The following is a 17,388-nucleotide window of genomic DNA, read 5'->3' on the forward strand; positions in this document are numbered from 1 at the left end:
GTGACCGGTTCTCAGCGTCCCACCCTGCAGACCGTCGCACGCGAGGCCGGGGTGTCCTCAGCCACCGCGTCGTACGTGCTGCGGGGGATCGAACGCGGTGCGTCGGCCGAGACCGCGGCCCGTGTGCGCGCGGTGGCGGAGCGGCTCGGCTACCGGGTGAACACCGCAGCGCGAGCGGTGCGCACTGGCCGCACCGGCGTGGTCCTGCTGTCGTTGCATCGCGCGTTCGATCCCTGGGCGGTGGCGCTCACCGACGCCGTCAAACGCGCGGCGCGGGAGACCGGTCGCTCCACGATCGTGCTGCCGGGCGAGGCCCGCGGAGAGGACTGGTACGACTCGGTGGCGGAGCTCCGGCCCGACGTCGCATTCATCGAGGTGCTCGATGACCTCCCCCAGACCCGTGCGTCTGCGCGAGAGCTGACCGCGGCGGGGCAGCGCATCGTCGTGCACCACGAACTCATGCCCTCGGAGGGCTACGACGTCATCCGTCCTCGCCCGGAGCCCGGTGCCGCGCAGATCGTGGCGCACCTGGCCGAGCAGACCGACGACATCGCGTTTCTCACCACCGAGCCGCACAGCCTCGCCGACAACTCGCGCGCGCGTCCCTATCTCGCGGCTGTCAGCAGCGGCGTCATCCGCCCGCGTGCGGTCACGGTGTACGACGGCAGCCGCGCGGACGCGTTCCGCCAGGCGGTGGCCCTGCTGCAGAGCGACGGCGCGCCGCGTGCTGTCATGTGCCACACCGACGATGCGGCGCTGCAGGTCATCCAGGCCGCCTACTTCCTCGGAAAGCGCGTCCCCGATGACGTGCTGATCGCCGGCATGGACAACACGCAGGACGGGCAGGAGTCCACGCCGTCGCTCACCTCGGCGGGCCCGGACGACGCGTTCACGCGTGAGGCCCAGCTGATCATCGCGGCCGCCGACCGGCCGCCCGGGACGGGGAGCGTGCACGAGTTCGACTGGTCGCTGCGTGCCCGAGCCTCCACATCCATTCCCGACCGCGCAGCGCACGCGCGAGTGCACGGAGAGTCAGAGTAAATGTCACCCTTCCCTGCGGCCGCTGAGGCCGCGATCAGACGCGTGCTCGGAAACAGCGCGGCCACCGTCGACGTCAGCATCGAGGAGTCCTCGCCGGACTTCTTCGAGGTCTCTGCCCGCGACGGGCGCACGGTGATCCGGGCATCGTCTCCGGCCCTCTCCCTCGCGGGACTGCGCGCCTGCCTTGCGACCACGGGCGACCAGTTCGACGAGATCCTCACGGGCGCGCGCGGGGCCGTGCCGCATCCGCCAGCGCAGCCACTGCGTCGCGTCTTCACGCTTCCTCACCGGTTCTACGGCAACGACACGGAAGACGCCTACGTCGGGCCGTACCGCGACTTCGCCGCGTGGGAGGACCTGATCGACGGCATCGCCGCACGCGGCTACACCGAGGTCTTCGTGCCGGTGGGGACGGAGAGTGCCTACGTCGATCTGCTCACCGCGTACGGGTACTCGCGCGAGGAAGCGCTCGCCTGGATCCCGCTGCCCAGCCATCAGCCCTGGTGGCTGCTGCAGAACATGTCCGGATATCCCTCGGGGATGAACGAGCGACTGCTCGCACAGCGCACGACGCTGGGACGACGGATCGTCGAGCGACTGCAGGAGCTCGGGATGCGCGCCGTGCTCCCCGGCTATGGCGGGACGGTGCCTCGCGACTTCGGCGAGCGCAATCCCGGCGCCCACGTCACGGTTCCCTCCGGCGACTGGCAGGGCTTCGACCGGCCCGGGTGGCTGGATCCGTCCGATCCGATGTTCCCGGCCCTCGCTGCGACCTTCTACGCCTCCTCCGCTCGCCATCTCGGTGCGGTCACGATGTACAAGACGGATCTGCTGCACGAGGGCGGACAGCCCGGCGACATCGATGTGAGTGCGGCAGGCGTCGCCGTTCAGCGCGCGATGCTCGCGGCGGCGCCGGAGTCGACCTGGGTGATGCTCGGCTGGCAGCACAACCCGCCGCGCGAGGTGCTGGCCGCCGTCGAGCGGGATCGGGTGCTGGTCGTGGATGGTCTGTCCGATCGCTACGAGGACACGGATCGTGAGGAGGAGTTCCTCGGGACCGACTACGCCTTCGGCGGGATCTGGAACTTCGGCGGCGACACGGCCATGGGTGCGCAGGCGAGCACCTGGACCCAGCGCTTCACCCGCTGGCGGGATCGGCCTGGTTCACGCCTGCGCGGAGTCGCCGCGATGCCCGAAGGCGGGTTCAACAATCCGCTGGCCATGGACCTGCTCGCGGAGCTGAGCTGGCGTGCCGATGCCGTGCAGCTGGAGCCCTGGGCCACCGAGTGGGTCCGGCAGCGCTACGGGAGCAGCAACGTCGCGGCCGAGGAGGCCTGGCGCCGGATCGTCCGCACCGCCTATTCGCTGCCCGACGACAACGGCTTCTCCGAACCGCACGACTCGCTGTTCGCCGCGTGGCCGTCGTTCACCGTGGGCACCTCGTCCTCGTTCTCTCCCGCGCAGGACACCTACGACCTGCCGGCATTCGCCGCGGCGCTGCCGGTGCTGCTCGCTGCGGCCGAGGAACTGTCAGGGCACCGCGCCTACCGGTTCGATCTCGCCGACGTCGCCCGTCAGGCCGTCACGAACACCGCGCGCCAGCTGCTTCCGGTTCTGGCGGAGGCCGCGGCGACCGGAGAGCTCGCGCGGTACGACCATGCCACCGACCTGTGGCTGTCGGCGATGGATCTGCTGGACCGGATCGCGGGAACACAGCAGCTGTGGTTGCTCGGGCGTCTGCTGGATGAGGCTCGCGCGGCAGGCGAGGATGAAGCCGAGAGCGATCGGCTCGAACGCAGTCAGCGCCTGATCCTCACGAGCTGGGGTCCGGAGCGCGCCGCCACCCAGGGTCAGCTCTCCGACTACGCGGGGCGGGATGCCCAGGGCCTCGTCGGGACGCTCTACCGGTCACGCTGGTCGGCCTTCCTCGCGGCGGCGCGGCCGGGAAGCGGCGCCGCGCCCCTCACCGAAGCGGAATGGTGGGCTCGCGACCAGAGCTGGGTGGACAGCGTGGACCGCCACGGAATCCACAGCACGGCGGAGGGGGACGTCATCGCGCTCGCGGACGAAGCCGTCGTGCTCCTGGCGTGCGTGCAGGACGCCACACGAATGATCTCCGCCGCGGCGGGGGAGGACGGGAAAGACAGATGACACTTCGGATCGGTCTCATCGGCTACGGCCAGCGGGCGCGGCTGGCCCGCGAGCTGGAGCGGGACGGCAACGCCGCCGCCGTGGTCGCGGTGTGCGAGGTGAGCGAGCGGGGAGCGGCCGATGCGCGTGCTGCATACCCGGACGCACTCGTCACCGCGGAGCTGGACGAGCTGCTGGCACTCGATCTGGACGCGGTGATGATCTTCACTCCCGATGATCTGCACGCCGCTCCCGCGACCGCAGCCCTCGAAGCGGGAGCCGCGGTGTTCGTGGAGAAGCCGCTCGCGGTGACGGTGGCCGATGCCGACCGCGTGCTCGAGACGGCGCGCCGGACGGGCTCCCGGCTGTACATCGGCCACAACATGCGTCACATGCCGGTGATCACGCTGATGAAGCAGCTGATCGACGACGGGCGCATCGGTGACGTGAAGGCGGTGTGGTGCCGCCACTTCGTGGGGCACGGCGGCGACTACTACTTCAGGGACTGGCACGCCGACCGCCGGCGCACCACGTCTCTGCTGCTGCAGAAGGGGGCGCACGACCTCGATGTCATCCACTGGCTGGCCGGCGGATACACCCGCAGCGTCGCGGCGATGGGGGACAACGTGCTCTACGGTGCCATCGCGGATCGCCGGGATCGCTCCGGCGAGCGTATGGGCGACTGGTTCAGCCTCGACAACTGGCCGCCCGCCTCCCTCACGGGCCTCAACCCGGTGATCGATGTGGAGGACATCTCCCAGCTGAACCTGCGGCTGGACAATGGTGTGCTGGCCTCGTACGAGCAGTGCCATTTCACACCCGACTACTGGCGCAACTACACGATCATCGGAACCGAGGGGCGCATCGAGAACTTCGGAGACGGTGCCGGCGAGCGTGTGGGGCTGTGGAACCGGCGTCATCGCGGGTGGGCGGAGCCGGACGAGTCCTTCGAGATCCCCGACGCGGAGGGCGGTCACGGCGGAGCGGATGCCCTTCTGGTGGCGGAGTTCTGCCGCTTCGTCCGCGAGGGCGGGCGCACGCAGACCTCGCCCGTGGCCGCTCGTGAGGCCGTGGCCACGGGTGTGCTCGCCACGGAATCGCTGCGGGCCGACGGGTCGGCGCGTGCGGTGCCCGCGCTGGATGCCGAACTGGTGGCCTACTTCGAGCGGGGGCAGACCGCCTGAGTCACCTCGTGATCGTGTCGAGCGCGGAGAACAGCCCCAGCTTGTTCGCCGCATCGCGGGCGATGAGCAAGCCGATGATGGCGAGGATCCACGCGGTGGTCTCGGCGCCGGATCGCTGCATCCAGCCCGCGATCGTCTCCAGGGGGCGTCGCATGGGGCCGGCGGCGACGGCACGCAGCACGAGCAGGACCACCGCCGGAAGGATCATCACGGCGCAGTAGGCGACGAGACCGAGGCCGCGTGCGAACAGCGGCAGGTCCGCCTCCGCCATCATGGTCATGCCCACGATGTACGGGAGCATCGTGGCGACTTCCACGATGCCCGCCGCCAGGGCGATGCCCATCACGGCGAGGGGGGAGGTGCGTGCGTCCAGCAGCGCGTCGCGCCAGCGCAGCAGCCGGGGAGCGCGCGGCGGGGTCGTCGGCGTCGTCGGTGCTGGTGCGGGTGGCAGCAGCGGGTCATCACCGCCGGCGGTCGCTGCCGTGGCTACAGCTTCCCGCTCCCTCTTGCGTTTGCCTGTGGGCATCAGAATGCCGGTCAGCAGGAGCGCCGCCCCCGCGATCAACCGCAGTACCAGCCCGGCCGTGGAGTCGAGGAACCCAGAGGCCACCGATACGAGGTTCACCAGGCCGAGCGAGAAGAGCACTCCCACCAGCAGGTAGAACACCGAGATGGTGACCAGGTACAGGGCGATCCTGCCGGTCCGCAGCCGCCCGGGTGCCAGGAGCAGAAACACCGGGATGAGCAGAGTCCCGATGCTCAGCCCGTCCAGCAGGGCCAAGCCCAGCAGCGGAAGCGAGAGCGAGGCGTCGAGAAGTGCGTCCATGCTCCCAGCGTCCGTCGTCGCGCTCGCGCGCGGATCGGGCATCGGACCGAATGCCCCTCATCCTTTGGTCGGAGGTACGCCGCCGGGCCGTGTGCTTGCATGGGCGAGTGGGCACAGGGATCAGTGGCTGGTACGCGCGTCACCAGGCGCCGGTGGATGCCGCGGGCATCGCGGGCATCGCCGTTCTTGCGGCGTCGCTCGGAGTCCGCGCCCTCTGGGACGTGTTCTCCGTGCTTCCGGCCGCGCCCGATCCGTGGTGGGGGCTCGTCACGGCGTTGCCCGGATGCCTGCTGATCCTCGGCAAGCTGCGCGCTCCGATGGCGATGCTCGTTCTCGGGTCGGTGCTCTGGCTCATCGATCTGGTCACGGTGGGCAGCCTCGGCACGATGGTGATGCTCATGGACCTGCTGTGGAACGCCACTCGACGTGCCGATCAGCGGGGACGGCGACGGATCCTGGTGACCGTGGTGATCGGGGTAGCTGCGCTCGTGCTCATCGGCGGTGTGCGCTCGGGAAACGTCCAGCTGGCGGTGATGCTGGCTCTCGGCCTCGGTTCGCTCTTCGGCGTCACGTTCGCCACCGCCATGTCGCTGGGTCAGGCGCATGAACTGGCCGACCTGCAGGCCCGCCTGCGCCGGGAGGATCAGGCGCGTTCCCGAGTCGAGCTGGAGTCGCAGCGGGCGAGTGACCGGCGTGCCATGGCGCGCGAACTCCATGATCTCGTCGCCGGTCACGTCTCCGCCGCGGCGCTGCGCGCCGAAGCGGCGCTGGTGGCCGACACGGATCTCGACGGTGCGCGCACGGCCCTGCGATCGGTGCGCGGCGCCAGCCTCGATGCCCACGCGGCGCTGCGGCGGATGATCGACGTTCTCGCCGATCCCACCACGGCGCCAGGTTCGGAGACGAGCGAACTGGCGAGCGTGATCGGTGCGGCGCGGGACCAGGGGCTCACCGTGACTGCCGACATCGCGGCCGCGCCCGCGCTGCCCGAGTCCGCCGGGCGCGCGCTGGCACGAGTCGTGCGCGAGAGCCTCACCAATGCGTCGCGCTATGCCGGAGCGGGCATCGTCGAGGTGGACGTCACGGCCGACGTCGACTTCGCACGTGTGCGGGTGGTGTCACCGCTCGCGGTGGAGCCGGTGCCGCGGCTGCCGGGAGGCGGATGGGGGCTGCGGTCCCTGGATCAGGATGTCCGCGCGCTCGGTGGCGATTTCCGCGCCGGGGCGCAGGGGGAGTCGTGGGTGGTGGAGGCGTCGGTGCCGTGCGCCGCGGTCGCAGCGGAGGAGTCATGACGGTTCGGGTGCTGATCGCGGACGACCACGCGGCCATTCGTGAGGGTCTGCGCCTCATCCTCGAGGCACAGGGCGTCGAGGTCGTGGCGGAGGCTGCGGACGGAGCGGTCGCCATCCGCAACGCGCGTGCGCTGCGTCCGGACGTCGTGCTGATGGATCTGCGTATGCCGGGCACAGACGGGATCGCCGCCACGGCGCAGATCGTTGCCGAGGCGCTCGCGGACGTGCTGGTCCTCACGAGCTTCGACGAGGATGAGCTGGTGCTCGGCGCTATTCGTGCGGGTGCCGTGGGCTTTCTGCTGAAAACCACGGACGGCCCCGCCCTCGCCGACGCGGTGCGGCGGGTGGCGGCGGGTGAGGGTGTGCTGGATCCGGTGGTCACGAGACGGGCCCTCGCCGCGGTGTCCGCGGCGCCAGAGCCGGTCGCCGCCCCGGAAGGGCTCACCGTGCGTGAGAACGAGGTGCTGGCCGGCATCGTCGCGGGGCATTCCAACGCCCGAATCGCCCGTCAGCTGGGCATCAGCGTGCCGACGGTGAAGACCCACGTGTCCAACGTGCTGGCAAAGCTCGGCGCGGAGAGTCGCACGGAGGCAGCCGCGATCGCTCGCGACCCCCGTTCATAGCGCGCAATCGGCTCCCAAACCCGCGGGATGGGAGCCAATCGCGCGCAATGAAACTAGTTCTTGATGGGCTTCGCGGCGTTCGACGCGAGACCGGACACGAGAGCGAGGCCGGCGATGATCAGCAGCGTGTTCAGCAGCCCGATGTGGTCGGCGATGAAGCCCAGCACCGGCGGGCCCGCCAGGAACGCCACGTAACCGATGGTCGACGCCGCGGCGACGCGGGAGGCTGCCTTGGACGGATCGTCGGCGGCGGCCGACATGCCCAACGGGAAGCCGAACGACACGCCGATGCCCCACAGCACCGTTCCGACCATCACCAGCGGCATGTTCGGCGCGTAGATGAAGAGCAGGAGACCGACGACGGCGAGAGCGGCCAGCGTGCGCAGCGTGGCAACTCGGCCGAACCGATCGACCAACGGGCCGCCCAACATCCGGGCGATGGTCATTGCGCCGGAGAAGACAGCCAGGCCCACGGCGCCGAGTGAGGGTGAGCCGTCGTGACCCTCGACGATGCCGAGCGCGAGCCAGTCGTTCGCGCCGCCCTCAGCAAAGGACATGCCCAGCATGACGAGGCCGAGGCCGTAGGTACGCGGTTCTGTCCACGCCGATAGCGCCACCTTGAGACGCGCGCCGAAACTCTGGTGCCCCGCGCCTTCGTCGGGTGCCGTCTCAGCATCCGTCGTGGCAGGGATGTTCGCGACCGCCCACAGCGCGCAGGCCACGATCAGAGCGCCAATGACGCCGGTGTGCACGCTCACCGGGAGACGGATGCCCTCCGCGATGGCGCCGAGTCCGGCACCGGCAAACGTGCCCAGGCTGAAGAAGCCGTGCATCATCGGGAGGACGGTCTTGCCGCCGTGCTTCTCGACGCCGGCGCCCTCGACGTTCATGATCACGTCGCAGCAGCCGTTGCCGAAACCGAACAAAGCCAGACCCACGATCACGACGCCGAACGAGTGGAACACGTCGACCCCGAGACCGATGGTGGTGATGCCGGCGGCTGCCACCAGCAGCAGTCCCAGCATCGCCCGGCGCGCGCCGAAGCGGAGCATCAGGACGGACGACACCGACAGTCCGATGATCGAGGCGATGCCGCTGGAGACCAGGAGCAGGCCCACCTCGGACTTCGTGATGCCGAGGCCCTCCTTGATCGCGGGAACGCGCGATGCCCAGGTCGCGAAACCGAGGCCGCAGGCGGCGAAGATCACGAATATGGCCGCGCGCCAGCGCACGAACTGCGAATGGGTGAGGGTGACCTGCATAGGCAACACCCTACATCGAATCGATTCGATCCTGAAAGTCGTCGTGTGAACGCTCGGGCTACACTGGCGGAATGACGCGCAAACCGACGCTCGCAGACGTGGCCCGCCGAGCGGGGGTGTCCGCCTCGACCGCATCCGTGGTCTACAGCGGCAAGGTTGCCGTCGCGGAGACCACGAAAGACAAGGTGCTCGCCGCCGCCGCCGAACTCGGCTATGCCGGGCCCGACCCGCGCGCCGCCTCGCTGCGGCGCGGTCGCAGCGGCATCGTCGGGGTCGTGGTCGGCTCCGACCTGCGCAGCGCATTCGCGGATCCCATCCTCACCGTCACCATGGACGGCGTTGCGGAGTCCATCGCCTCGTCCGGGGCGGGCATCCTGCTGCTGCGTGATGACCCGGAATGGGGCGGTCCCACACTGGCCACGGCGCCCATCGACGCGGTCGCGCTCATCGGCTGCAACCCCACGCTTCGTGACTCGCTCGATGCCGCGCGCTCCCGCGGCATTCCGATGGTCGTGATCGAGGGAGACGCGGGACCCGACGTTCCGCAGATCACGATCGACTCGCTGGAGGCCCAGCGTCAGCTGGCACGTCACGTCCGCTCCCTCGGGCATGAGCGCGTCGCGCTCGTCACTCTGCCGCTGAGCCGCCGGACCGGGATGTCGGTGGCCGGTGCCGCACACGCCGTCCAGGCCGAGGTCGACGTCACGCGTGAACGTCTCGAAGGGGCCCGCGAGATCTTCCCCGACGCGGTGGTCGTCAGCACGGCACGCTCGACCATCGACAACGGCTATGAGGCTGGCCGGCTCCTCTTCGGCTCGGGCGAACGCCCCACGGCGGTGCTCGCGCAGAGCGACATGCTGGCGGCCGGCGTGCTGCGCGCCGCCCTCGACGCCGGGCTCCGCGTGCCGGAGGAGGTCTCCATCACCGGCTTCGACGGCATCACGGTGGACGGCATCGCGCCGTACCGGCTCACCACCATGGCCCAGCCGGCACTCGACAAGGGTCGCGCTGCCGGTGAGGCCCTCGCGCGCCTCCTCGCCGACGAACCGGCCGCCTCCTTCCGCTTCACGTGTGAGTTCATCGAGGGCAACACCACCGGCCCGGCCCCCGTCTGACCGCGGGCGTCCTCCGTCCTGGGTGCCCACCGCCCTGCCCCTCGTCTGGGCCGAGGCCGGCGGCGGTACGGGTGTCGTCAAACGAGGGGATTTCGCTCAGATGAGGACGGAATCTTGGACAGAGTCCTTGTTCGGCGTCATTCTCCTGTTTTCGCGACGGTTCTTCGCGGGCCGGAGGGGCAGTGGTGCTTCAGCAGGCCGGCACGGGCTGAGTTCGGCGGCGACACGGGGTCGTGAAACAAGGAATTCTTCCTCAAACGAGGACGGAATCCTGGATGTGGTCCTTGTTTGGCGCCATTTTCCTGTTTTCGCGACGGTTCTTCGCGGGCCGGAGGGGCAGTGGTGCTTCTGCGGGCTGGCATGGGCTGAGATCGGCGCCGGTGCGGGTGTCGTGAAACGAGGGGATTTCGCTGAAATGAGGACGGAATCCTGGATCTGGTCCTTGTTCGGCGTCATGTTCCTGTCTTCGCGACGAGTCGCTGGGGGACCAAGGGGGAAGCGGTGCCTCAGCGGGCTGGCTTGGGCTGAGTTCGGCGGCGGTGCGGGTGTCGTGAAACGAGGGGATTTCACTGAAATGAGGACGGAATCCTGGACCTGGTCCTTGTTTGGCGCCACTTTCCTGTTTTCGTGACAGTTCTCCGGGGGCGGGGTGGGGCAGGGATGCCTCAGCGGGCCGGTATGGGCTGAGCTCGACGGCGGTGCGGGGTCGTGAAATGAGGGGATCTCGCTCAAACGAGGACGGGACGCTGGATGTGGTCCTTGTTTGGCGTCATGTTCCTGTTCTCGCGACAGTCCTCCGGGGGCGGGGTGGGGCAGCGGTGCCTCAGCGGCTGCGCTTCCGCTGATGTCTGGCCTGATACCGGGGTCGTCGGTCGAGGAGGTTTCGACGAATCGGGGACCGATGCCGATGCCGATGCCGATGCTCGGTGCCGATGCCGATGCCGATGCCGATGCCGGTGCCGATGCCGATGCGGATGCGGATGCGGATGCCGATGCTCGATGCCGATGCTCGGTGCCGGTGCCGGTGCCGGTGCCGGCGCCGGATGCCCGATGCCGGATGCCCGATGCCCGATGCCCGATGCCAACGCCTGATGCCGCTGGCGACGTCCGATGCGGATGCCGTCGCCGAAGCGATGCCGATGCCGATGCGGTCGCCGTCGCCGACGCGATACGGACGGGGCGGCGAGCTTCGGACTACTCGTACTCCGACATCCGCTGGTCGAAGGTCTGCACGTCGCTCTCGCTCAGCAGCTTCTCGGCGCGCAGCATGATGGAGAGCCCCTCCAGAGGCACACCGGTGCGGTCGTGATCGGCCTGCCTCTCGGTGCGGAACCGACCCGTCGTGTCCTTGGACAGGTCATAGAGATCGCCGTAGAACCAGCCGCCCGTGTCGTAGTCGTAGGAGGCCCACTCCCATTGCGCCTGAAGATCGGGATCGGTGGAGCCGAACATCTTCTCGATGATCGACGGATCGATGGTCGACTCGGCGGGATCGTTCACCGGGTAGAACTGCGACATGCCGTAGGGGTACAGCACCTCGTCAATGGTGTTCATCATCTGCAGCTTCAGCGAGTTGTCGGTGATGGCCTCGTTCGTCGACCAGATCGTCGAGGTGTACGTGCGCAGCATCGACTCCCCGCCGTAACCATTGCGCTCGGGTGAGATGTCCTCGGGCACGGGCTGCTCGACCCAGGTGACGCCATAGTCCGCGCTCAGCCTCTCGCGTACGGCGGCGAGGATCTCCTCGGTGCGGGCGCGCACCTCCTCGAGCGAGGGCTGAGCCTTGATCTCGGAGGCCGACATCCCCTTCACGCCCGGGTACTTCTCCCAGAACTTCTGCTCGTCGCTCTTCTGCCCCTCGTAACTGCCCTGAGCCGCGGTGCGAACCGCGCTCACTCCGCCGATGGTGACCACGTTGAAGACCAAGGCGATCGCCAGTGCGATGCCGCCGAGCCGTCGTGCATCCTTGAGGGCGATGGCGGCGATGATCACGCCGACGATCAGCAGCTGGATGACCACCACGTTGAGGTTGAACAGGAAGTCCGTCGCCGAGACCGCCAGCGCGCCGAGGAGCACGACCGCCCATCCGATGGCCACGACCAGCGCGGCCACGCCCACGCGAGCGAGGGGACGAGGCCCGTCGGCCATCGGGGGTGGCGCCGCCACGGGACGCGCCAGCACGTCCAGGGGCGAGACGAGGGCGTGACGGGCCTTCTCCAGCTCGGGATTGCGCGCGCCGCGATAACCACCGGGCGGGGGCACGGGAGGGGCACCCTCGGAACTGGTCACATAGCGGGTGCCTGGACGCTCGGGCCCATCCGGCACCGCGACGGAGGACCCGCCATCCGGCCTCTGCCCGGCAAGAGGCACGGGTGGCATGCCGACCGCAGCGGACGGCGGGGCCGGGGCCGGTTCCGGGACCGACTCCGATGGCACGGAGCTCAGCGGTGCGGCGCTTGCCGGGTCAGGGCGCGCTGGCGCACCCGGTGTGGTCGCTGACTCCGCACGCGATCGTGCACCGGAAGCACCGGAAGCGCCCGAAACATCACCCATGCGGCCCGCGCCCTCGATGCCTTCCGGACGCGGATCGGAGTCGTTCACCATGGCTTCTCCGTTCCGCCGCCGCCCGTGCCGTCGTCCCCGCGCTGGTCACGCTCCTGCTGGCCCTCTTCGAGCTTCCGCTGCAGTTCGTCCAGTTGTTCCTGCGACGGCTGGTCCTGCTGCTTCTCCTCGTCCGGCTCGGTGGGCTGCTGCGGGTCCTGTTCGCCGTTCTGCTGCCTGTCCTGCTGCTGCTGATTCTGCTGCTGCTTCTCCGACAGATCCTTCTGCTGCTGCTCGAGGGTGTCCGACATGTCGCGGTTCGGGTCGGGTGACTGGTCCTGCGCCTCGTCGCTCTTGCACTCTTCCGGTGTCTCCGCGTTGACGGTGAGCGCCTCCGCGTAGAAGGCCTGCGCCGACTTCAGGTCGCCAGCCTCGGTGGCGGCGTCTCCCTGGCGCTCGATCACGAACGCCAGGTTGATGCGCACGGCGCATACCTCCAGGCCGCGGGCCAGGGAGAGGGCGTCCTCGAATTCCGCGCGAGCCTCCGGCAGCTTCTCCGACAGCGCGTATCCGTCACCGGCGTTGTACGGCGCCTTGTAGGGCTCGAACCAGTTCAGCGGCTTCTGCCAGCCGGCGTTGCGCACGGTGCCCTCGCCGTCGCCGCCGACGTAGTCTGTGATCGCGAAATGGGCGAACACGAACATGCTGAACAGCTTCGCCACCAGTACCAGGGCGGCGATCGTCAGCGGGAGCGTCCCGATCGCGACCCAGAATCGCACGCGCCGCCGGGTCCGGTTGCCGCGGATCAGCGCGTCGGCGGTGGAACGGGGATCCGTCATGATGCACCCGCCTTCGTCGCGCGAAGTCCGCGCATGCGCGTGACCAGCAGCGCCGCCCGCGCCAGCTCGAAGGCGAGCAGAGCCACCACGGCCAGCGCGAAGACCCAGAACAGCTCGGTGACGTTGCCCGTGCTTCCCGCCTCCGAGTAGTTCGTCGACGACTGCGGCGCGTCCGGCAGCGTGATCGCCGTGTCGGCGGTGCGGTGCTCGTACTCCAGACCGAGATCGGATCCGATCTGCTGGAGGTTCGCCTCGTCGATCACCGACATGGCGTTGGCGCCCTGGTACTCGATGTAGCCCGGGTCCTCGCCGTCGGCGCGGCCGGAGGTGATCTTCATCGGCCCGCCTTCCGCGGTGCCGTACCCCAGCACGCGTCCGCCGTCGACGTACTTCTTCGCGCCCGAGAACGACTCGACCGATTGGCTCACGGTCTGCTCGCCGTCACCCAGATAGAACAGCATGCGCGAGCGATCGCGCCCCGACTCCGCCTCGGCGGCGCTGCGCAGGGTCTGCTGCACGAGCGGCGCGGCGATTCCCACCGAGCTCCCGCGCGACTGCCCGGTGACCTCGGGACGCAGCACATCGATCGAGCTCATCAGCGCGTTCGCGTCGGTGGTGAACGGCAGGCGCAGAACCGGTTCCGCATCGAAGGTGATCAGGGCGAAGCGCGCACCGGGATAGGCATCCACGATGCTCTGGACATCCTGACGGACGCCCTCCAGTCGTGGCTGTGCGTCGCCCCAGTCCTCCGCGACGATGCTTGCCGTGGTGTCGACGGCGATGAGGATGTCCGTGTTGGTGGTGAGGGTCTGGGTCTGCCCGCCCGGCACCGCCGGACGCAGCAGCATCACGAAGCAGAGCAGGACGAGCAGGGTCCGCTCGGCCCACAGCCAGCGCCGCGCCGTCGTCGGTGCGGTCACGATGTTGCGCACCGCCACGAACACGCCGCCGCCGACGAGGACGATCAGCACGAAGACGTTCAGGACCGGGTGGAAGATCACAGCCGCACCCTCCACATCAGTGCCACGAATCCGATCGACAGCACGGCCAGCACGGCGAGCGCGAGGTTGGGCGAATCGCTCCAGATGATCTGCACCTGCCCCTTCAGCTGCGTGGCCGCCTGCTGCTGGACTTCCGTCACGATGTCGTCGACGGTGGTGGCATCGCGCAGTTCGTACGCCTTGCCCCCGGTGAGCGTCGCCGCGTCGGCGAGCTCCTGTGTGATCGCGGCGTCCTTGCCCGCGACCGGGTTGATGGCGAACACCCGAACACCCATCGACTTCGCGAAAGCCGCCGCCTCAGGAACCGACACGATGGACGCGCCGTTCACCTCGTTGTCGCTCGCGAAGATGATGGTGCGTGATCGCTCCTCTTCGACATGATCGAACCGCATCGCGCAGGCGGTGAGCCCATCGCCGATCAGCGAAGCGCCCGGTCCGTTGAGCGTGCCGCTGTAGTGCTCCGGCACGCTGTCCGTGTAGTCGAAGCTGCGACGCAGGCTCTGCAGGTGCTCACGGATGAAGTCGTAGTCGTCGGTGAGCGGGAAGACCTGCACCGGTGACGAGTTGAAGATCGTTAGTCCCAGCCGCTCACCCTGGAAGCCGTCGAGCAGGTTCTCGAAGACGTCGATGATCTCCAGGTCGACCTCGCTCATCGACCCCGACACATCCAGGCACAGCATGATGTCCCGGTTGGTGCTCACCGGCTGGATGGTCTGCGCGGTCATCGGACGTGCCGCAGCGATGCCTCCCGACAGCACCGCGAGCGCGCCGAGCACGAGGATGCCCGCAAGCGCGATCCGCCGCGTGCGCACCGCCCGGGAGAACGAGGGCAGCGCTCGCAGACGTTCCGCGCGCGCCAGCTGGGCGCCGCCGCCGCTCGCGCGCCGGGAGGTACCGGCCAGGCCGATGGCCACGCCGATGCCGATCGCGACCACGAGCACCCCGGCCACGATGAGGAGCATGAAGGGCCAGTTCAACGCCATGACCGCACCACCGTTCGCGCGGCCTCTGCGCCGGCCACCGGGTCCACGGGCGGGCCGCTGCGGAAGATGCTGGGGTAGTAGTGGCGGCGAAGCGCGTCGATCAGAGATGGATTGACGCCGAGCTGCTGCAGATCCTGCAGCGAGAGCACCGGGGCTTCCAGACCGCTGTACTCGTTCACGTAGCGGCGCACGAGCCGGCTGAGCCGGACATTGGCCTCGCGCGGCGGGAGCGTGCGCTCGCGGTAGGCCCGCTCGATCGCGTCGATCTGATGGAGGTAGTCGCCCTGCAGCCGCGCCACGACCTCGGGCAGGGTGAGCTGCGCCTCCGGCTGATCGGCGATCGCATCGGCGACCCGCTTCGGGCGCGTGAGCAGAACCAGCAGGATCGCCGCGATCACGATGAACAGAATGATCCCGAACGCCAGCAGCAGCCAGCCGCCACCGTACTGGGTGGGCGGGTAGAGGTCGTCAGGAGCGGGCACGCGACCTCCGATTCAGCATCTGCAGGATTTCGCCGACGGCATAGTCCTGATTGCGGAGCACGGTGTGATCGATCTCCCAGCGCTTGAAGAACTCGCGGCGGTGATCCTCCGCCTGCTCACGCAACTCGGTGAGCTCAGCCAGTACCTCGGCGTCCCCGTTCACGAAGTCGGGCACCCGCCAGCCACTGACCACGTCGCTGCGCACCGATGCGGACCGGTGCGCCAGCACCACGTCGGCATCGGCCACGGTGATCCACAGCAGGTCATGCTGCAACCGGAGCCGCCGGATCAGCTGCTCGGTGCGCTCGGTGAGCGGATCCTCATCCGCGATGACCACCACGATCATCCGCTGTGCGATCGTGCGCGCCACGAAGTCGAGCAGGTCGTCCACAGAACCGGGCGCGGTCGCAGCCGCGGTGGTCGTCTCGATCGTTCGGAGCATGTGCTCCAGCGCGGCTTCGCTGCTTCCCGTCTGCATGCGCCGCACCCGATCCGCATCGCCGGAAACGAGGCCGACGTCATCGCCGTGGCGGACGGTGAGATAGCCCAGCGCTCCCATGGCGAGGATCGACAGCTCCTGCTTGGGGGCGCCATCCTCCGCCAGTGCAGCCATGGTGCGACCGGTGTCCACCACGAACAGCACGGTCTGTGCTCGCGTGGCGCGCGTGCGCTTGACCACGAGGTTGCCCAGGCGAGCCGATGCACGCCAGTCGATGTCGCGCACCTGATCACCGGTCTCGTACCGTCGCAGGTCCTCGAAGTCGAGGCTGCGCCCGTGCAGCAGCGACTTGTAGGCGCCGTCGAGCTGGTGCATCGACGATCGCCCGGAAGAGATGAAGAGCTTGCTCTTCACCTGCGGGAGGAGACTGGCCATGAGAGGTTTCGCGTCCGGTTACGGGGTGGGCACGGCGCCGAAGATCGCGTCGATCAGGTCCTCGCCGCGCACGCCGTCGGCCTGACCCTCGAAGGTGAGCAGCACGCGGTGGCGAAGGATCACGTGACGCAGTGACCGGACGTCCTCGGGAATCACATAGGCCCGCCCCTGCAGCAGCGCGAACGCGCGGGCCGCCTGCAGGAAAGCGATGCTGGCCCGCGGGCTCGCGCCGTATTTGATGTAGCGGGCGCGGTCCTCGCCGATGTACGGCGCCGGGTTCCGCGTGACGTACACGAGCGAGACGATGTAGTTGCGGATGGCCGGATCCACGTGCACGCGGGAGGCGATCGACTGGAGGTCGCGCACGTCGTCGAGGGTCACCTTCCCGTCACCCGGATGGTCGGGGTCCAGAATGCCCGCATCGATGCGATTCAGCACCTCGAGCTCCTCCGCAGGGCTCGGGTAGTCGACGATCTCCTTGAGGAGGAAGCGGTCCATCTGAGCCTCGGGCAGCTCGTACGTGCCCTCCTGCTCGATGGGGTTCTGCGTCGCGATCACCAGGAACGGCCGCGGGAGCTTGTGGAGCTCGCCGCCGATCGTGGTCTGCCTCTCCTGCATCGCCTCCAGCATCGCGGACTGGGTCTTCGCGGAAGACCGGTTGATCTCGTCCAGCAGCACGAAGTTGGCGTGCACCGGCCCCAGCACCGTGCGGAAGGTGCCGTGCGCCGCGTCGTAGATCTGGCTTCCGGTGATGTCGCTCGGCAGCAGGTCGGGCGTGCACTGGATGCGCTTGAAGTCGGCTTGAACGGTGGCCGCCAGAGTGGAAGCGGCCGTCGTCTTCGCCAGGCCCGGCACGGACTCCAGCAGGATGTGTCCGCCGGCGATCAGCGCGATCAGAAGGCTGGTGCGCAGCCGCTCCTGTCCCACCATGCGCGCCGAGTAGGCATCAGACACGATCTTCAGGACGTCGCGCGCCCGCGCCATCTCCTGCTCGGTGGGTGCGGCGGCGGACTGCTGCATCGTGATCCCTTTCAGTGCGCGGGGACGGCAGACACCTTTCCCCCTTGACGACCACGCTACCCGCACCCCGCCCGGGACGCATGCGGTTGCCGCTGTGGTGTTGGTGTGTGTCGGTGGGCTCGCGGCGGCTTGCATATCGCAGACGCCCCGCCGAGCTGGGCTCGACGGGGCGTCT

General features: G+C 69.0%; 15 protein-coding genes. 6 read left to right on the forward strand and 9 right to left on the reverse strand.

The features are described from left to right. Genes ACIQJ5_RS15740 through ACIQJ5_RS15750 form a run of 3 tightly spaced genes read left to right on the forward strand, consistent with a single transcriptional unit; the run spans position 1 to position 4,355 of the window. Positions 1-1,041, forward strand: coding sequence for a LacI family DNA-binding transcriptional regulator (locus tag ACIQJ5_RS15740; RefSeq protein ID WP_402845223.1), 1,041 nt, complete (start codon positions 1-3; stop codon positions 1,039-1,041). Beyond that, a complete protein-coding gene (locus tag ACIQJ5_RS15745) occupies positions 1,042-3,192 on the forward strand; it encodes an alpha-N-acetylglucosaminidase TIM-barrel domain-containing protein (protein ID WP_402845225.1) in 2,151 nt (716 codons plus the stop codon). Beyond that, positions 3,189-4,355, forward strand: a complete 1,167-nt coding sequence (locus ACIQJ5_RS15750) for a Gfo/Idh/MocA family protein (RefSeq protein WP_402845227.1) — start codon at positions 3,189-3,191, stop codon at positions 4,353-4,355. Before ACIQJ5_RS15745 ends, ACIQJ5_RS15750 begins: the two co-directional genes overlap by 4 nt. Position 4,356: 1 nt before the next feature. Here the strand turns inward: ACIQJ5_RS15750 and ACIQJ5_RS15755 are convergent, their stop codons facing one another. Next, the gene (locus ACIQJ5_RS15755) at positions 4,357-5,181 is read right to left on the reverse strand and encodes a GAP family protein (protein ID WP_402845229.1); all 825 of its coding nucleotides are present in this window, start codon (positions 5,179-5,181) and stop codon (positions 4,357-4,359) included. A 107-nt stretch (positions 5,182-5,288) separates the two neighbouring features. Between ACIQJ5_RS15755 and ACIQJ5_RS15760 the strand changes: the two genes are divergently transcribed. Beyond that, a complete protein-coding gene (locus ACIQJ5_RS15760; RefSeq protein ID WP_402845231.1) occupies positions 5,289-6,473 on the forward strand; it encodes a sensor histidine kinase in 1,185 nt (394 codons plus the stop codon). After that, the gene (locus tag ACIQJ5_RS15765; RefSeq protein ID WP_231091104.1) at positions 6,470-7,096 is read left to right on the forward strand and encodes a response regulator transcription factor; all 627 of its coding nucleotides are present in this window, start codon (positions 6,470-6,472) and stop codon (positions 7,094-7,096) included. The genes ACIQJ5_RS15760 and ACIQJ5_RS15765 overlap by 4 nt, the downstream gene beginning before the upstream one ends. Positions 7,097-7,149: 53 nt before the next feature. Here ACIQJ5_RS15765 and ACIQJ5_RS15770 read toward each other — a convergent pair whose 3' ends face one another. Then, positions 7,150-8,358 (reverse strand): MFS transporter, encoded by a 1,209-nt coding sequence (locus tag ACIQJ5_RS15770; protein ID WP_402845233.1) that lies wholly within the window; start codon positions 8,356-8,358, stop codon positions 7,150-7,152. Positions 8,359-8,429: 71 nt separating this feature from the next. Between ACIQJ5_RS15770 and ACIQJ5_RS15775 the strand changes: the two genes are divergently transcribed. Next, positions 8,430-9,473: a LacI family DNA-binding transcriptional regulator gene (locus ACIQJ5_RS15775; RefSeq protein WP_231091102.1), complete on the forward strand. Its 1,044-nt coding sequence runs from the start codon at positions 8,430-8,432 to the stop codon at positions 9,471-9,473. 1,194 nt (positions 9,474-10,667) lie between these two features. Here ACIQJ5_RS15775 and ACIQJ5_RS15780 read toward each other — a convergent pair. The 7 genes from ACIQJ5_RS15780 to ACIQJ5_RS15810 all read right to left on the reverse strand — a co-directional run bounded on the left by ACIQJ5_RS15780 (position 10,668) and on the right by ACIQJ5_RS15810 (position 17,213). Next, complete coding sequence (locus ACIQJ5_RS15780) at positions 10,668-11,762, reverse strand: hypothetical protein (RefSeq protein WP_402845236.1); 1,095 nt, start codon at positions 11,760-11,762, stop codon at positions 10,668-10,670. Positions 11,763-12,070: 308 nt separating this feature from the next. Continuing rightward, a complete protein-coding gene (locus ACIQJ5_RS15785; RefSeq protein ID WP_231091100.1) occupies positions 12,071-12,853 on the reverse strand; it encodes a hypothetical protein in 783 nt (260 codons plus the stop codon). Then, complete coding sequence (locus ACIQJ5_RS15790) at positions 12,850-13,854, reverse strand: VWA domain-containing protein (RefSeq protein ID WP_402845238.1); 1,005 nt, start codon at positions 13,852-13,854, stop codon at positions 12,850-12,852. The genes ACIQJ5_RS15785 and ACIQJ5_RS15790 overlap by 4 nt, the downstream gene beginning before the upstream one ends. After that, entirely contained in the window at positions 13,851-14,837 is a 987-nt protein-coding gene (locus ACIQJ5_RS15795) for a VWA domain-containing protein (RefSeq protein ID WP_231091098.1), read from the reverse strand. Before ACIQJ5_RS15795 ends, ACIQJ5_RS15790 begins: the two co-directional genes overlap by 4 nt. Next, on the reverse strand, positions 14,828-15,319 hold the full coding sequence (locus ACIQJ5_RS15800; protein ID WP_402845240.1) for a hypothetical protein: 492 nt from the start codon (positions 15,317-15,319) through the stop codon (positions 14,828-14,830). Before ACIQJ5_RS15800 ends, ACIQJ5_RS15795 begins: the two co-directional genes overlap by 10 nt. Continuing rightward, complete coding sequence (locus ACIQJ5_RS15805; protein ID WP_402845242.1) at positions 15,306-16,193, reverse strand: DUF58 domain-containing protein; 888 nt, start codon at positions 16,191-16,193, stop codon at positions 15,306-15,308. The genes ACIQJ5_RS15800 and ACIQJ5_RS15805 overlap by 14 nt, the downstream gene beginning before the upstream one ends. A gap of 18 nt (positions 16,194-16,211) precedes the next feature. Continuing rightward, positions 16,212-17,213, reverse strand: a complete 1,002-nt coding sequence (locus ACIQJ5_RS15810) for a MoxR family ATPase (protein ID WP_231091095.1) — start codon at positions 17,211-17,213, stop codon at positions 16,212-16,214. Positions 17,214-17,388: the final 175 nt, after the last annotated feature.

The sequence above is a fragment of the Microbacterium sp. GXS0129 genome (genome assembly GCF_044769785.1).
GTDB classification, from domain to species: Bacteria; Actinomycetota; Actinomycetes; order Actinomycetales; family Microbacteriaceae; genus Microbacterium; species Microbacterium nymphoidis.

Excerpts from the sequence above, each read along its gene's own strand:
- ACIQJ5_RS15745 (WP_402845225.1), top strand. The coding sequence starts at position 1,042 with ATGTCACCCTTCCCTGCGGCCGCTGAGGCCGCGATCAGACGCGTGCTC.
- ACIQJ5_RS15750 (WP_402845227.1), top strand. The coding sequence starts at position 3,189 with ATGACACTTCGGATCGGTCTCATCGGCTACGGCCAGCGGGCGCGGCTG.
- ACIQJ5_RS15755 (WP_402845229.1), bottom strand. The coding sequence starts at position 5,181 with ATGGACGCACTTCTCGACGCCTCGCTCTCGCTTCCGCTGCTGGGCTTG.
- ACIQJ5_RS15765 (WP_231091104.1), top strand. The coding sequence starts at position 6,470 with ATGACGGTTCGGGTGCTGATCGCGGACGACCACGCGGCCATTCGTGAG.
- ACIQJ5_RS15770 (WP_402845233.1), bottom strand. The coding sequence starts at position 8,358 with ATGCAGGTCACCCTCACCCATTCGCAGTTCGTGCGCTGGCGCGCGGCC.
- ACIQJ5_RS15775 (WP_231091102.1), top strand. The coding sequence starts at position 8,430 with ATGACGCGCAAACCGACGCTCGCAGACGTGGCCCGCCGAGCGGGGGTG.
- ACIQJ5_RS15785 (WP_231091100.1), bottom strand. The coding sequence starts at position 12,853 with ATGACGGATCCCCGTTCCACCGCCGACGCGCTGATCCGCGGCAACCGG.
- ACIQJ5_RS15795 (WP_231091098.1), bottom strand. The coding sequence starts at position 14,837 with ATGGCGTTGAACTGGCCCTTCATGCTCCTCATCGTGGCCGGGGTGCTC.
- ACIQJ5_RS15805 (WP_402845242.1), bottom strand. The coding sequence starts at position 16,193 with ATGGCCAGTCTCCTCCCGCAGGTGAAGAGCAAGCTCTTCATCTCTTCC.
- ACIQJ5_RS15810 (WP_231091095.1), bottom strand. The coding sequence starts at position 17,213 with ATGCAGCAGTCCGCCGCCGCACCCACCGAGCAGGAGATGGCGCGGGCG.